This window comes from Tamaricihabitans halophyticus (assembly GCF_004340875.1).
Lineage (GTDB): Bacteria > Actinomycetota > Actinomycetes > Mycobacteriales > Pseudonocardiaceae > Tamaricihabitans > Tamaricihabitans halophyticus.
Window position 1 is genome coordinate 20,505 of record NZ_SLXQ01000012.1, and the last position, 14,286, is coordinate 34,790.

Genomic DNA, 14,286 nt, shown 5'->3' on the forward strand with positions numbered 1-14,286 from the left:
CGGCATCGGGGCGGCGAAGTTAACGTTCATCCCGCTTGAGTTAACGTTAACGTGATCGTTCATTTAACTCGGCTCATTCAGCACCGAGATCCTTAGATCACTGCCAGGAGATGACTTGGCTACGAACAATGACCGGGTGGCAGCCGACGAGTTCCGGCGTGCCGCGCTGCTGGCGAACCCGGAGCTGTCCCGGTTCAACCCGCTGCCCCGCATCCTCGCCTACGACCAGTTCGAAACCGGCACGCATGGCTGGACGGAACTGATCGGAAACCACGACGGCTACAGCAATCTGGACACCGTCGATGACCACATGCGCGATTTCCGGCCACCGCAACTGAGCTCGTGCACCTTCTTCGACGTTGGTACGCATGGCGCGATGTCCGGCAACTACGCGTTGAAGGTCGCCACCAGGCCGATCGCCGGGCACACCGGGGTCGCCATTCGCCGCCTTACTATGAGCGGTCGAGGGCTCGTACAGTTCGAAACCTACTTCACCTACAAGGCCGAGGCCGGCTCGGCGGAGAACCAGGTGTGGGAGCAGGCCGGTGCCGGCGAGTGGGACGGCAATATCCACCCCTCGGAACAGCAGTTCGGTGCGTTCACCGTGGCCACCGATATCTGCGATCCCGGTGGATTGCGCTATCACTGCGTGGCTCGTTACCAGAACACCGATCTGAACAACGAGTTCACCAGGCGGTGGATCTATCCGGTCGTTCCCGAACCGACCCCGCGGGAACACCTGGAGGGCAAGGCAAAACTCAGCTACACCGACGATTTCACCGCACCCGATCCGGCGGACTGGCGGACTTTCGGTGAACCACAAGCGTTCTGCTACAACGAAGTTCCCACCAAGGTGAACTGGCACTACCTGCGCTGGCAGATCGACACCAGCCTGCGCCGCAATGTGGAGCTGCAAGTCAACGACCAGATCTTTGATATGCGGGATATTCCGGTGCCGCCGTACGCGGAGACCTATGACTCGCTGGACAATCTGCTGAACTTCTACGTCAGCACCCGCACGCATTCGAATGTACGGAACTTCCTCTACCTGGACTCCGTACTGATCTCCGTGGATTGGTAGGCCAACGATGCGACAGTCTCACGCCGCCGTTGTGGAGCGCTATACCGTGCTGCGCGGCGATTTCGCCACCGAACCGCACGAAGCCGGTTGGGCTGGTGAAGCCCGCTGGTTCGTGCATGTGCTGGACGCCTCCAGCCCTACCGCTCGGCTCAACCTGCATGGCCAGATCTCCCCGGACGGGCTGAACTGGTGCGATATCGGGGAAGCGCAAGCCGTTACGGGCGCCGATTCGGTGGTGTCCTGGCCGGTACGTGAGTTCGGTCAGTGGCTGCGCGTGCGCGGCAGCACCGAGTCTCCTGACGACTGGGTCAAAGTGCTGATCTACCTGACACTGAAGAGCTGAGCACGATGTCTCAGGTGGGCACCGTCAGCAGGCGGGGCTTTCTGCGGATCAGCGGGGCTGGGCTGGCGATGGCCTATCTCAGTGGGTGCGACCTCGGCGGCAGCTCTTCGGCCGCTGCCGAGGCACTGGGTGCTGCCTTCGCCCAACCGATCAACGACCTCGATCCGCACGGACCGAGCAGTGTCGATGAGAGCACGCTGCTCGCCTGCCGGCTGATCTACGATACGCCGACACGGCGCACCGATGCCGGAATCGAGCCAAGCCTGGCGAAGTCCTGGCGCCAGCTGGACGAGCTGACCTGGGAACTCAGCCTGCGCGAGGACGTCGAGTTCCATGACGGCAGCAAACTCGCCGCGCGTGATTTGCGCGCCTCCCTGCTGCGTGTACGGGATGCGGACACCGCGCAGTCGGCGCTGTGGACCACGGTGGAAGACGTCACTGTGGACGGTGAGCACACCGTCCGGATAAGCACGACTGAGCCACTTGGCACGATGCCGGTGAACCTGAGCCTGCTCTTCGTGCTACCAGCTGACCAGTTGGACAGTCCGGACTTCTTCCGGCAGCCGGTGGGCAGCGGACCGTTCCGGGTCACCTCGTTCACCCCCGCGCTCGGGCTGAACCTCGAGCCGGCCAAGACCTACTGGGGTGAGCTGGCCAAGGTTAACCAGGTAAATCTGCCGTATATCCCGGAAACGTCCAGTCAGATCACCTCATTGCGCACCGGCGAGCTGGATCTGCTCTGGCCGATCCCGCCGGATCAGCTAGCTGCCTTTGACGGCGCGGACAATGTCGAAGTGCACACCGTGCCGAGCTACGTCTATTACTTCACCTGGTTCAACTGCGCTCGCAAGCCGTTCACGGACCCCCGGGTTCGGCGCGCGATGTGGCACGCGGCGGACGTCGCTGGCATCGTGCGCAACCTGTTCGGCAAGGGCGCCGAGGTGATGACCGCACCGATCCCGAAGACCGTCTTCGGGTATGCCGAACAACCGGCATACCAGCATGATCCGGAGCTGGCCAAGCGTGAGCTGGCTTCGGCCGGTTACCCGAACGGCTTCCGCACCTCGCTGATGTGGTTCGACACGACCGGGCCGCTTGCCCGGCAGCTGGCCGAGGCACTGATCTCGGAATGGGCGAAGGTCGGGATCACCGTAGAGCCGCAGAGCTTGGAGAAGGCGGACTGGCTGGATCGGCTGAACGCCTTGGACTGGGATATGGAACTGCAGACGAACACGGTTACCACCGGAGACGCGGATTTCACGCTCGGCCGGCTGTACCACAGCGAGGCCGAGCGGCTTGGGTACCGGAACGAGCGGCTGGACCAGCTGCTGCGAACCGCCTCCCGGGTGTCCGATCAGGACCAGCGGGAACGCCTCTACGCGCAGGCCTGCGGGCTCGTCTGGGATGATGCGGCGGGTATCTTCCCGGCGGCACTGAACAGTTCGTATGGCGTGCGGTCCGGCGTGCACGGCTTCGTGCCGGCGCCGAGCAACCAGCCGGATCTGCGTCCGGTCACGCTGTCGGGGTGAGCGCGACAGGAGAGGTTTGACGTGAACGAGGTGCGGCGAGCGACCTTGAAGGACATCGCGGTGTCCCTCGGGGTATCGGTCAACACGGTGTCCAGGGCGCTGACCGGAAAGGACAGTGTCGGCGAGGAGACGCGCGCGCGGATTCGCGCCGAAGCGGACCGGCTTGGCTATGTGCCGAACACCCTGGCCCGCTCGCTGGTCCGTGGTTCCGCGATGACGCTCGGCCTGGTGATCACCAACCCGTCGAACCCGTTCTACGCCAAGCTGATCAGCGTTATCGAGCAGCGGGGGAAGGTACACGGATACTCGTTCATGCTGCTGGTTACCGAAGAGAACGCCGAAGATGACCGGACGGCTGCGGAAACCTTGCTGCAGTGGGGCGTGGACGGCGCACTCGTTGTTCCGGTACAGGGCGATCCGGCCTCCCGCGAGCACGCCGCTTGGGGGCGGTTGCACAATTCCGGTCTGCCACTGGTGTTGCTGAACCGGGATCTACCCGAACTTGGCCTGGACTTCGTCGGCGTGGACTACCGGGAGGGCGCCAGGCAGGCGACCAGCCATCTGCTCGCTGCCGGTGCTCGCAAGGTTTGCCTGCTTGAGGAGGATCTGCCGATCACCGCGGTGCGCGACCGGATCGACGGGTTCCAGGCCGCGCTCGCCGAGCACGGCCTCGCGGAATCGGTTGGTTCGATAGTTTCCGTACCGACCAGGCGGCACGAGGCGAGCGCGCTTCCCTGGGATCCGGCGGATTCCTATCGGGTCGCACAGGAGATCTTCGCCGCACCAGAAACCCCGGATGCGGTGCTCGTTGGCAACGACTACTTCGCGCTCGGGGTGTATCGCGCCGCTCAGGAAACGGGCCTGCGGGTGCCGGAGGATGTGCTGGTCGGTGGTTTCGGTGACCATCCATTCGCCGCCTACCTCAACCCACCGCTGACCACTGTCGGCCTGCCGGCTTCGGATATCGGCTCGGCCGCGATCGATCTGCTGTTGCAGCGGATGAAAGGTCAACACGACTATGACAGTGCCCAGAACACCGGTGATCCTCGAAAACTGCGGTTACTCCCGGAACTGCGCACCAGGGAGTCCACCGCGCGGAACTGATCAGGGGCGGTGGCTATGATCGCTTTCATCGGCCGCCGTCTCGGCCTCGCGGTACTCCTCATCTTCGGTGCCATCACCATAGTTTTTCTTGCCCTGCGGGTGATTCCGGGTGACCCGGCGAGCCTGATCCTTGGCAGCCAGGCAAGCGAGGCCGAACTGGCCGCGCTGCGTACCGAACTCGGCCTCAATGAACCGCTTTTCCTGCAGTATCTGCACCATCTGGCCGACCTGTTGCGGCTGGATTTCGGCGAATCCTGGAGACTGGGCGCGGATGCGCTGAGTAGCACCCTCGAACGGGTGCCCGCGACCTTCACCCTTGCCGGAACCGCGCTGCTGATCACGATCGGTCTCGGTTTCCCGTTGGGGCTGTATGCCGCGCGTAACGCGGGTGGCTGGGGCGATCGACTGGTTTCCTACTCTTCGCTGGTCGGCCAGGCGCTACCGTCGTTCTGGGTTGGCATCATGCTGGTGCTGGTTTTCGCCAGCGCGCTGAACCTGTTGCCGAGTACGGCGGATGGCACGATCTGGGGTTTGTTGCTGCCAGCCGTCACGCTGTCCCTGCCGTTCCTCGGCTGGCTGGCCCGCCTGGTACGCAACGGCGCGCTCGAGGAGCTGGGCAAGGAATACGTGCGCACCGCGCGGAGCAAGGGCATGAGCGAACGCGTGGTGTTCTACGTCCACGTGCTACGCAACACGCTGACTCCCGCGGTCACCGTGCTCGGGCTGATTCTGGGGAACTTCATCGCGGATGCGGTGATCATCGAGGTGGTTTTCGCCTGGCCGGGGATCGGCTCCTTGCTGATCGACTCCATCACCAACCGGGATTACGCGGTGGCAGAAGCCGCGATCGTGCTGATCGCGGCCTGTTACATCCTGCTCAATCTGCTCGTCGATGTGCTCTGCAGTTACCTGGATCCGCGGATAAGTCTGGAGGCGGTGTGATGACCGCGGCGGTACAGGCTCGACGCGTAACCCGGATGCGTCCCAGAGCCAAGGTGGCGGCCGGCATCCTCGGGCTTTTCTTGGTATGCGCGGCAATCGGGCCGTTGTTGTACCCCTACGACAGTGTGGCAACCAGTGTTGCGGATCGGCTGCTGCCGCCGGGCAGTGCGCTCAGTGAAGGCGGTCTCGCGCCGCTGGGCACCGATCAGCTCGGCAGGGACGTGTTGGCGCAGGTGCTGGATGGTGCTCGGGTCTCACTGCTTGTCGCGCTGGCTACGGTGCTGATTGGCGGGTTTGCCGGGCTCGTGCTCGGTATGCTCGCCGGCTACTTTCGCGGGCTGACCGATACGGTGATCTCCCGGATCGGCGATATCCAGCTGGCTTTCCCGAGCATCCTGCTCGCCATCCTGCTTGCCGGGGTGCTCGGGCCGAGTGTGCTCAACGTGATCATCGCGCTCGCCGTCACTCGGTGGGTAATCTTCGCCAGGGTCGTCCGTGGCTCCGCGCTGGAAACGCGGGATCGGGAGTTCGTGGATTCCGCACGGGTGCTCGGGGTCGGTCATCTGCGGATCATGTGGCGGTACATCTTCCCGGCGTGCGTGCAGCCGTTGCTCGTCGCCGCAACGGTGCAGATAGGACTGACGATGGTGGCCGAGGCGGCGCTGAGCTTCCTTGGCCTTGGCGTACCCGTTGATCAGGCCTCCTGGGGCGCGACGATCGCCAACGGCCGGGACTATCTGTCCTCGGCTTGGTGGATCGCCGCGGTACCCGGCCTTGCCCTGACCATCGTGGTTGTCTGTGTCGGGATCCTTGGCGACGAACTGCGCAAGGTTACTGACCCGAGCGAACGGGAGCGGGCATGACGGCGACCGAAGAAGCACCGTTGCTTACGGTGAGCGGGCTGAACGTCGCGATCGAGGGTGCGGCCGGAACCGTCCAACCGGTACGCGATGTGTCCTTTACGCTCGCGCAAGGGGATTCCCTTGCCATTGTCGGCGAGTCCGGTAGCGGCAAGAGCATGACCTCGCTTGCCGTGCTTGGTCTGCTTCCCGAGCAGGCGACTGTCAGGGCCGAAGATCTCCGGTTCGACGGCGCCGAGCTGACCGGACTGGCGGATCCGGATTGGCAGCAGCTACGCGGGGAACAACTGGCGATGATCTTCCAGGACCCACTCAGCGCGTTGAACCCTGCGCTGACGGTCGGGTATCAGATAGCCGAGATGTTTCGCCGGCACCGTGGCTGGGGCCGGAGCCGTGCCAGGCAGGCAGCCGTCGAGCTGATGGCGCAGGTGGGTATTCCGGATCCAGCGGCCCGCCTTCGGGATTATCCACACCAGTTCTCTGGCGGAATGCGGCAGCGGGTGATGATCGCGATGGCGCTTGCACTCGAGCCACGACTGTTGATCGCCGATGAACCGACCACCGCGCTGGATGTGACCGTGCAGGCGCAGATCCTGCGGTTGCTCCGGCAGCGGCAGCGCGATGGACTCGCACTGGTGGTGATCAGCCACGATCTCGGTGTGGTTGCGCGCAGCGCGCGCCGGGTCGTGGTGATGTACGCGGGTACGTTGGTGGAAAGTGGACTGGTCGCCGAGGTCTATCCCGCGCCGGCGCATCCGTATACGGCAGGTCTGCTTGCGGCGAGCCCACGAGCGCGTGGTACAGCGGGATCCGTGCGGCCGATCGATGGCCAGCCGCCGGATATCTCCGCGCTGCCAGCGGGTTGCGCGTTCCACCCGCGCTGCCCGATCGCGCGGGAGCGGTGCACGGTGGAGCGGCCGAAGCTGCGGGTTGTCGCGCCAGGAAGGGAAAGCGCATGCCATTTCGCCGAGGAGGTGTTGACCGGTGAACCAACGAAGCGAGGAACCGGTGCTGCGCACGGCTGACCTTGTTGCCGGCTATCAGGTCCGGCGCGGTCTGCTTGGCAGGCGTGCCGAGGTCGCCGCCGTCGCAGGGGTGAACCTGACGGTCCGGGAAGGCGAAACCGTGTGTCTTGTCGGCGAATCGGGATGTGGCAAGTCCACTTTGGCGCGTAGCGTGGTCGGCTTGCTGCGACCGAGATCCGGTACGGTCCTGGTGGCGGGTAAGGACACCGCGAAGCTGGATCGCGCTGGTCGCCTCGAACTGCGCAAGAACGTGCAGATGGTCTTTCAGGACCCGTTCGCCTCGCTGAATCCGCGGATGACGGCTGGCGAGCTGATCGCCGAGGGTTGGCGGGTACACCCCGGGCTGGTCGCCGAATCGGACCGGCAAGCGGAGGTGGCCAGGCTGCTGGCGCAGGTTGGCTTGAATCCGAAGCATGCCGGGCGGTATCCGCATCAGTTCTCCGGTGGGCAGCGGCAGCGGATCAGTATCGCGCGGGCACTCGCGGTGCGGCCGCGGCTGATCATCTGCGATGAGGCCGTGTCCGCATTGGACGTGTCGATTCAGGCGCAGATCCTCGCGTTGCTCGCGCAGCTACAGGAAGAACTGGGCATTGCCTACCTGTTCATTACGCACGATCTTGGTGTGGTGCGGCAGATCGCTGACCGGGTTGCGGTGATGCACCTTGGCCAGATCGTGGAAACCGGTACCGCCGAGGAGATCTATCAGCAGCCTCGGCATCCGTACACCCAGGCACTGCTTTCCGCGGCGCCAAGCGTGGATGACTGGACCGATGACTACACCGAAGGGATTGTGCTGCAAGGGGATACGCCATCACCTGCGGACCCGCCGAGCGGCTGCCGGTTCCGCACCCGGTGCTGGCTCGCCGAACCGCGCTGTGCCACCGAGACCCCGGAGCTGGCCGAGCGCGGCGGGCCGCATCTGGTGGCCTGCCATTTCGCGCGCCCCACCGTGCCCACCTGACCGCCAGCGCGCACGCTTCGTAACCGCGTTCCTTAAGGTTAGCGGGGCTGGCGGCGGGCGGCCGCGTCGCGGATCGCGCTGCGCCGGACCTTGCCCGCGTCGTCTCGGAGCGGTTCAGTGACCAGTTCGATCGAGCGCGGCACCTTGTATCGCACCAGGCGCTCCCGCAGCAGTGCCAGCAGTTCCGCGACGGTCACCGCGCCCTCGGCATGTACCACGGCGTGCACCCGCTGGCCGAGATCCGCATCGGGCAGTCCGACGACCGCGGAGGAATGCACCGCAGGATGCGCGTCGAGTACGCCCTCCACCTCCGCGGGGTAGATGTTCGCACCGCCGGAAAGGATCAGGTCGGTGCGACGATCGCTGAGGTAGAGATACCCGTCCGCATCCATCCAGCCGAGATCCCCCACGGTCTCCCAGCCATTGCCCGCGCAGCTCGCGGTCGCGCCGATATAGCGATAGGTTGGCGGCGCACCCGCGGGGCGGCGGGCGAAGATCTCGCCGATCTCGCCGGGCGCAACCGGCCGGCGGTCCGCATCCAGCACGGTGAACTCGCCGGTCACCGCGCGGCCCACGGAACCGCGCCTGGTCAGCCATTCCCGCCCGCCGATCGTGCTCACCGCCTGCGCCTCGGTGGATCCGTACAGCTCCCACACCGCGTCCTGGCCAACCAGCTCGATCCACGCGTCTTTCAGCCAGGCGGGGCAGGGCGCGGCCATATGCCAGACGGTACGCACGCTGGACAGGTCGAAGCGGCCGGGATTGTCCTGGACCGTACGCCAGATCCGGCTCATCATGGTCGGCACCAGACACACATAGCTGACCCGGTGTCGTTCGATCTCCCGCAACGTGTCCAGAGTGTCGAATTTGGACATTACGACCAGGTGCATGCCAAGAAACAGGCCGAGACCTGAGTAGGTCATCGGTGTGTTGTGGTACAGCGGGCCGGGCACCAGCTGCACGTCATCGCGGCGCATCCGGCGGCGCTGCGCGCCTTCCTCCGGGTCGAGCAGGCCGGACTGCCCGGACAGGATGATCTTCGGTTGCCCGGTGCTGCCGCCGGAGGTAGGCGCCTTCCACGCCGGCGAAACCCGGTCCGGCAGCGGTGCGGCACTCAGTTCGGCCGGTGCGCGGAAATCGGCCGGCAGCCACGGCCGGCCGGCGACCTCGGCGCCCACCACCAGCGCGGGGTTGGCCAGTTCGAGTACCGCCGCGCGTTCGAACTCGGGCAGCCGGTGCGAGACCGGCTGCGGGATCGCGCCCAACTTCCACGCCGCGGCGAAAGCGAGATAGGACTCGATCGAGTTCGGCATGCTGACCGTGACCAGATCGCCGATACCGACGCCGCGTTCGGCGAACACCCTGGCCAGCCGGTTCGACTCGGATTCGAGCTCGGCCCTGGTGATGGTGTCCTGCCCGCAGGTCACCGAGGGCCGATCGGGATCTTCCTCGGCGAGCTGACGCAGGATCCGACCGATTGGCTGGGCCGTGCTCATTGCTGCCCTTCCTGCGGCTGCCCTTCCTGCGGCTGCCCTTCCTGCGGCTGGCCGGTCTTGCTCGGCGTACTGGTCAACGAACCACGGTAGGTCTCGGGCAGCAGCCGGACACAGACCAGGGAGATCACGTTGAGCACGATGATGTACACCGAAACCGCCCAGTACGAACCGGCCCAGGCGAGCAGCGCGGTACAGATCGTCGGTGCGATGCCGCCGCCCAGGATGGCGGCGAGCTGGTAGCTCAGCGATGCGCCGCTGTAGCGGACCCTGGTGTCGAACAGTTCGGAGTAGATCGCCGCGATCGGCCCACCGACCACGCTGCGGATCGTCTCCGCGATCAGTACCGCGAGCGCGAACCACACCAGTGCGCCGGTGTTGATCAGCCAGAAGTACGGGAAGGCGAACACGATGAAGGCGATCGCGCCCCAGACATACAGCGGTTTGCGGCCGACCTTGTCGGACATGCCGCCGAACAGGATCTTCTGTCCGATGCCGATCGCGGCCATCAGCGAGATCACGTTCAGCACCGTGGTCTGGTCCAGCCCGATATCACCGGTGGCATAGGAGACGATCCAGGTGCTCGCGATGTAGAAGGTGGCGTTGGCGGAGATGAACAGCCCGGTCGCGATCGCCACGGTCTTCGGGTACTCGCGTAGCAGCACCAGGATCGGCACCCTGGTTGGTTGCGCGCGCTCCTTGACCTCCGCGGTGAAGATCGGGGATTCCTCCACGGCCAGCCGGATGATCGTGGCGACCACGATGAGTACCGCGCTGAGCAGGAACGGGATTCGCCAGCCCCAAGCCTCGAACTGCGCGTCCGTGGTGGTGGCGGACATGATCGCGAAAACCCCGCTGGAGAGCAGCACGCCGGCAGGAACCCCCACCGCGGGCGCGCTGCCGTACAGCCCGCGCTTGCCCTCCGGTGCGTGCTCGACGGCCATCAGCGCGGCCGCGCCCCACTCCCCACCAACCCCGAGGCCCTGCAGGAAACGCAGCAGCACAAGGAAAATCGGAGCAAGGATGCCGATCGCGCTGTAGGTCGGCAGCAGCCCGATCAGTACCGTCGCCGCGCCCATCAGCGCGAGACTCCACACCATCATCGGTTTGCGACCGATCCGGTCCCCGAAATGCGCGAAGACCACGCTGCCGATCGGTCGCGCGATGAACCCGACCGCGAAGCTGGAGAACGCGGCGAGCGTACCGGCAAGTGGTGAAAGGTCAGGGAAGAACAGCCCGCCGAACACCAGCGCGGCCGCGGTGCCGAAGATGAAGTAGTCGTACCATTCGATGGTCGTGCCGACGAACGCGGCCAATGCCGCTCTGCGGACCCGTTTGCGATCGGCGGTGGACAGGTTCGATGGATTCGTACTGCTCATAGCCCTGACCTCGCTGTCGACCTCGTTGTCGCCTGGATGGATGAGCTGTGCCAAACCCTAGGCGCAGTTGCCCGTGCCGACTACGACCAATTCGCGCACCCACTATGACCGCTGTGGTCATTACCCTGGTCAGCGTGGAGATACTGCACCTTCGCTACTTCGTGGCCGTGGCCGAGGAACTGAACTTCACCCGGGCGGCTGCGCGGCTGCATATGGCCACCTCGCCGCTGAGCAGGCGGATCCGTGATCTGGAGCGGGAGTTGGGCGCAGCGCTGTTCATCCGGGCGCATCACCGGGTCACCCTGACCGAGTCCGGGGAGGCGCTGCTGCCGGTGGCGAGGGATGTGGTCGAGCGCTTCGACGCGGTCCCCGCCGCTGTCACCGCGGCCGAATCGCCAGCCAGCAGGGTAGCGCGAGTGGGCGTAGCACCCGACGTTTCGCCCGCTCTACGGCGGGCGTTTCTGGACGCGGTCGGCAGGGCAGCGCCGGATATCGTGGTCCGGCTGAAGCCGGCGAGCAGTGGACCGCTGCTCAAGGCGTTACGGGCGGGCGAGGTGGATATCGCGTTCGTGCACGGTAGGACTACCGAGCCGGGGGTGCGCACGCTGCGTCTCGACTCGCAGCCGTCGGGCGTGGCGTTGCCCGCTGGGATCGGGTTCGACGGGCGCGAGTCGGTGCGGCTCGGCGAGCTGACCGAGTTGCCCTACGTGTCGATCAGGTACGACGCGGCGCCGGGCGTTTACCGGCCTACCGATGAGCTGCTTAGCCGGCATGGTGTGGACAAGCGGAACACCGTGGACGGGCACAACCTCAACGACCTGGCGCATATGGTCGCCGGTGGGCATGGGTTCACCTTCGTCGGGTTGGAGTTCGGCGCCACGCATAAGGCGTTCATCGGCGAACCGGTAGTGATCCTGCCGGTGGACGGGGTGGAGGTTCGGCTGAGTACCGATGCGGCATGGTGCGCGGATCGCGAGCTGGCCGGCGATATCGTCGGTGACCTGGTACGCATCGTGGTCACCGAGCTGAGCCGACCCGCCGATGGACGCTAGCGACTGGACCCCATGGGGATATACAGAGTGGCGTGTGTGCCGCCGATCGCACGCCATGATGTCAGGCTGTGCATCACCAACCCCGCTGCCAGGGTGTTTCGCACACGACTACACCCATGGGAGGAACCTTGGCAGCGGAGCCGATTCGGCGCTTCGACGTATGGGGAGCGCCCTACGACGGTGCGGCCACACTTGGCTGGCCGGGCAGCAGGTACGCGCCGGCGAAGATCCGGCAGTCGCTTGCCTGGATGCTGCAGCGCAGGGAAAACGATCAGATCTACTGCCTGGATGACGCCGCGCTGCACCCGTTTCCCGCCGACCTGATCACCGACCGCGGTGACGCGGATACGGTCGCGCACGATCTGGACGCCACCCTGGTCGCCGCGGGAGAGGCGGTGGCCAGCAGCGCGGCACAGGGCCGGGTTCCGGTGCTGCTCGGCGGGGACGATTCGCTGCTCTATCCCACGGTGCGTGGGGTCGCCGAGCACTGCGCCGGCGAGGTCGCCGTGATCCACTTCGACGCGCATCTGGACATGATGGACGAGAACCGGCAGCAGGGCAGGTGGAGTCATTCCTCTGGCATGCGCCGTGCGCTTGAACTGCCGAACGTGCGTCCGGAGCGCAGCATCCAGATCGGTTCCCGGCATTTCAACTTCCCCAGCTCGCTGGCCGCGCGGGAAGCCATTGGGCTGGCGAACATTCCCGCCGTGCGGGTGCACGAGGGCGGCGTGCCGGCGATGGTGGACGAGGTGCGCGCGCAGGTCTCCGGGGCGGATCGGGTGGTGCTCGCCTTCGACATCGACGTGATCGACCCCGCGCACGCACCGGGCGCTGGCGCGCACGAGCCGGGTGGGCTCACCTCCCGGCAGGCGCTGGACGCGGTCCGGCTGCTCGCGCCGCTGTGCCACGGCATGGCGTTGACCGAGGTGAACCCGCTGACCGACCTGAACGACCAGACCAGCAATCTGGCCGCCTATCTGCTGGTGCATTTCGCGGTACACGGCGCCAAGCCGTAGTCCAACCGGCGCGAGTGGACATTCCCAAGTGGACATATTCGAGCGGAGGAAGTAGGTATGCTCGACTATCTGGTGATCGCCGCGTACTTCGCGGGCATGCTGATCGCGGGCTATATCGGGCTGCGTAAGACGCGTGGCTCGGATGACTTCCTTGTCGCTGGTCGGCGGTTGGGCCCGTTCATGTACACCAGCGCGATGAGCGCAGTGGTACTGGGTGGAGCATCCACCGTGGGCGGTGCGAGTCTTGGTTACCAGTACGGCGTTTCCGGGATGGCGCTGGTGTTCATGCTCGCGCTTGGTATCACCGCGATCGGCCTGCTGTTCTCCTCGCGGCTATCCCGGCTGGGCCTTTACACCGTGTCCGAGCTCGTTGGCCTGCGGTTTGGGCTGTCCGCGCGACGGCTGAGTGGGCTGGTTGTGGTGTTCTACACGCTGATGGTCGGCGTTGGCCAGGTCGTCGCGATCGGCACGGTGGTGACCGTGCTGCTCGACGTATCAGCGTCGACCGCGGTACTGCTCGGCTGGGCGATCATCATGGTGTACAGCATCGCGGGCGGGATGTGGTCGGTGACGCTGACCGATGTGGTGCAGTTCTGCGTGAAGACGGTCGGTGTGCTGCTGGTGCTCGCGCCGCTGGCGATCAGTAAGGCCGGCGGGCTCTCCGGGATGGCCGAAACACTGCCGGACTTCTACTTCTCGCCGACCGGGATCGGGATCGGCACGATCTTCGCGTACTTCCTGCTGTTCTTCTTCGGCTTCATGATCGACCAGGGGAACTGGCAGCGGGTGTTCACCGCGCGCACCGAGCGGGTCGCGTTCTGGGGCTGCATCGCGTCCGGGGCCTACTGCGCGTTCTACGGCCTGGTTGGCGCACTGGTCGGCGCCGCGGCGAAGGTGCTGCTGCCCAATCTGTCCAATCCGGACGACGCGTACGCCAGGGTGGCCGACCTGGTGTTGCCGGTTGGCTTGTTCGGTCTGGTGATCGCGGCGGCGCTGGCTTCGACCATGTCCACCGCGAGCGGGCTGTTGCTTGGCTCGTCCACCGTGCTGGTGAACGACCTGTTCGCGACGAGCAAGTTCGGCGCCGGCCGTAAGCTCGGGGTTGGCGCGAACCGGATCGCGCTGGTGCTGATCGGGCTGATCGCGCTGGTGATCTCGTTCGCGGTCGGCAGTGTTGTCGGTGCGGTCACGGTTGCCGCGGATCTGCTTGCCGCGACGGTGTTCGTGCCGGTGCTCGGCGCGCTGTTCTGGCGGCGGGCGTCCACCCTTGCCGCGATGGTGTCGATGGTGGTCAGTGCTGCGGTGTGTATCGGGTCGATGGTGGTGTTCGGGCTGTACGCGAACGAGCCGGTGATGTATGGCCTGCTGGCCAGCCTGGTGTCGTTCGTGGCCGTCGCGCTGCTGGTGAAGCGGGAGCCGGCGCCGCCGCTGCGGATGGCTCCGGCGGAGAAGACCGCAGCGGGGTCCGCCTGACCGCGTTCTCCAGGGATCTCGCGGTTTC

The 14,286-nt window shown here is 65.7% G+C and carries 13 protein-coding genes; 11 read left to right on the forward strand and 2 right to left on the reverse strand.

Going from position 1 to position 14,286, the window contains the following annotated elements; translation table 11 throughout:
• Window positions 1-115 precede the first annotated feature (115 nt).
• Genes EV191_RS22400 through EV191_RS22435 form a run of 8 tightly spaced genes read left to right on the forward strand, consistent with a single transcriptional unit; the run spans window position 116 to window position 7,845 of the window.
• On the forward strand, window positions 116-1,081 hold the full coding sequence (locus tag EV191_RS22400; RefSeq protein WP_243659146.1) for a DUF6772 family protein: 966 nt from the start codon (window positions 116-118) through the stop codon (window positions 1,079-1,081).
• Between the two features lie 7 nt (window positions 1,082-1,088).
• Window positions 1,089-1,424 (forward strand): hypothetical protein, encoded by a 336-nt coding sequence (locus EV191_RS22405; RefSeq protein ID WP_132879161.1) that lies wholly within the window; start codon window positions 1,089-1,091, stop codon window positions 1,422-1,424.
• Between the two features lie 14 nt (window positions 1,425-1,438).
• Window positions 1,439-2,953 carry an ABC transporter substrate-binding protein gene (locus EV191_RS22410; protein ID WP_243659147.1) on the forward strand — a complete coding sequence of 505 codons (1,515 nt, stop codon included), beginning with the start codon at window positions 1,439-1,441 and terminating at the stop codon, window positions 2,951-2,953.
• Window positions 2,954-2,974: 21 nt separating this feature from the next.
• Complete coding sequence (locus EV191_RS22415) at window positions 2,975-4,057, forward strand: LacI family DNA-binding transcriptional regulator (RefSeq protein WP_132879164.1); 1,083 nt, start codon at window positions 2,975-2,977, stop codon at window positions 4,055-4,057.
• Between the two features lie 15 nt (window positions 4,058-4,072).
• Entirely contained in the window at window positions 4,073-4,999 is a 927-nt protein-coding gene (locus EV191_RS22420) for an ABC transporter permease (protein ID WP_132879165.1), read from the forward strand.
• Entirely contained in the window at window positions 4,999-5,862 is an 864-nt protein-coding gene (locus tag EV191_RS22425; RefSeq protein ID WP_243659148.1) for an ABC transporter permease, read from the forward strand. Before EV191_RS22420 ends, EV191_RS22425 begins: the two co-directional genes overlap by 1 nt.
• The gene (locus EV191_RS22430; protein ID WP_132879167.1) at window positions 5,859-6,884 is read left to right on the forward strand and encodes an ABC transporter ATP-binding protein; all 1,026 of its coding nucleotides are present in this window, start codon (window positions 5,859-5,861) and stop codon (window positions 6,882-6,884) included. Before EV191_RS22425 ends, EV191_RS22430 begins: the two co-directional genes overlap by 4 nt.
• Complete coding sequence (locus EV191_RS22435) at window positions 6,844-7,845, forward strand: ABC transporter ATP-binding protein (RefSeq protein WP_132879168.1); 1,002 nt, start codon at window positions 6,844-6,846, stop codon at window positions 7,843-7,845. Before EV191_RS22430 ends, EV191_RS22435 begins: the two co-directional genes overlap by 41 nt.
• A gap of 38 nt (window positions 7,846-7,883) precedes the next feature.
• Here EV191_RS22435 and EV191_RS22440 read toward each other — a convergent pair whose 3' ends face one another.
• Window positions 7,884-9,341: an AMP-binding protein gene (locus tag EV191_RS22440; RefSeq protein WP_132879170.1), complete on the reverse strand. Its 1,458-nt coding sequence runs from the start codon at window positions 9,339-9,341 to the stop codon at window positions 7,884-7,886.
• Window positions 9,338-10,717 carry an MFS transporter gene (locus EV191_RS22445; RefSeq protein ID WP_132879171.1) on the reverse strand — a complete coding sequence of 460 codons (1,380 nt, stop codon included), beginning with the start codon at window positions 10,715-10,717 and terminating at the stop codon, window positions 9,338-9,340. Before EV191_RS22445 ends, EV191_RS22440 begins: the two co-directional genes overlap by 4 nt.
• 113 nt (window positions 10,718-10,830) lie before the next feature.
• Here EV191_RS22445 and EV191_RS22450 point away from each other — a divergent pair, with 113 nt between their 5' ends.
• The 3 genes from EV191_RS22450 (at window position 10,831) to EV191_RS22460 (ending at window position 14,258) form a co-directional block, all read left to right on the forward strand.
• Window positions 10,831-11,769, forward strand: a complete 939-nt coding sequence (locus EV191_RS22450) for a LysR family transcriptional regulator (protein ID WP_279388449.1) — start codon at window positions 10,831-10,833, stop codon at window positions 11,767-11,769.
• A 128-nt stretch (window positions 11,770-11,897) separates the two neighbouring features.
• Complete coding sequence (locus EV191_RS22455; protein ID WP_207894617.1) at window positions 11,898-12,785, forward strand: arginase family protein; 888 nt, start codon at window positions 11,898-11,900, stop codon at window positions 12,783-12,785.
• Window positions 12,786-12,842: 57 nt separating this feature from the next.
• Window positions 12,843-14,258 (forward strand): sodium:solute symporter family protein, encoded by a 1,416-nt coding sequence (locus tag EV191_RS22460; protein WP_132879176.1) that lies wholly within the window; start codon window positions 12,843-12,845, stop codon window positions 14,256-14,258.
• Window positions 14,259-14,286: the final 28 nt, after the last annotated feature.

What these genes read in the sequence shown, in the direction of transcription:
- EV191_RS22445 (WP_132879171.1), bottom strand. Translation starts at nt 10,717, where the DNA reads ATGAGCAGTACGAATCCATCGAACCTGTCCACCGCCGATCGCAAACGG.
- EV191_RS22440 (WP_132879170.1), bottom strand. Translation starts at nt 9,341, where the DNA reads ATGAGCACGGCCCAGCCAATCGGTCGGATCCTGCGTCAGCTCGCCGAG.
- EV191_RS22425 (WP_243659148.1), top strand. Translation starts at nt 4,999, where the DNA reads ATGACCGCGGCGGTACAGGCTCGACGCGTAACCCGGATGCGTCCCAGA.
- EV191_RS22460 (WP_132879176.1), top strand. Translation starts at nt 12,843, where the DNA reads ATGCTCGACTATCTGGTGATCGCCGCGTACTTCGCGGGCATGCTGATC.
- EV191_RS22405 (WP_132879161.1), top strand. Translation starts at nt 1,089, where the DNA reads ATGCGACAGTCTCACGCCGCCGTTGTGGAGCGCTATACCGTGCTGCGC.
- EV191_RS22420 (WP_132879165.1), top strand. Translation starts at nt 4,073, where the DNA reads ATGATCGCTTTCATCGGCCGCCGTCTCGGCCTCGCGGTACTCCTCATC.
- EV191_RS22430 (WP_132879167.1), top strand. Translation starts at nt 5,859, where the DNA reads ATGACGGCGACCGAAGAAGCACCGTTGCTTACGGTGAGCGGGCTGAAC.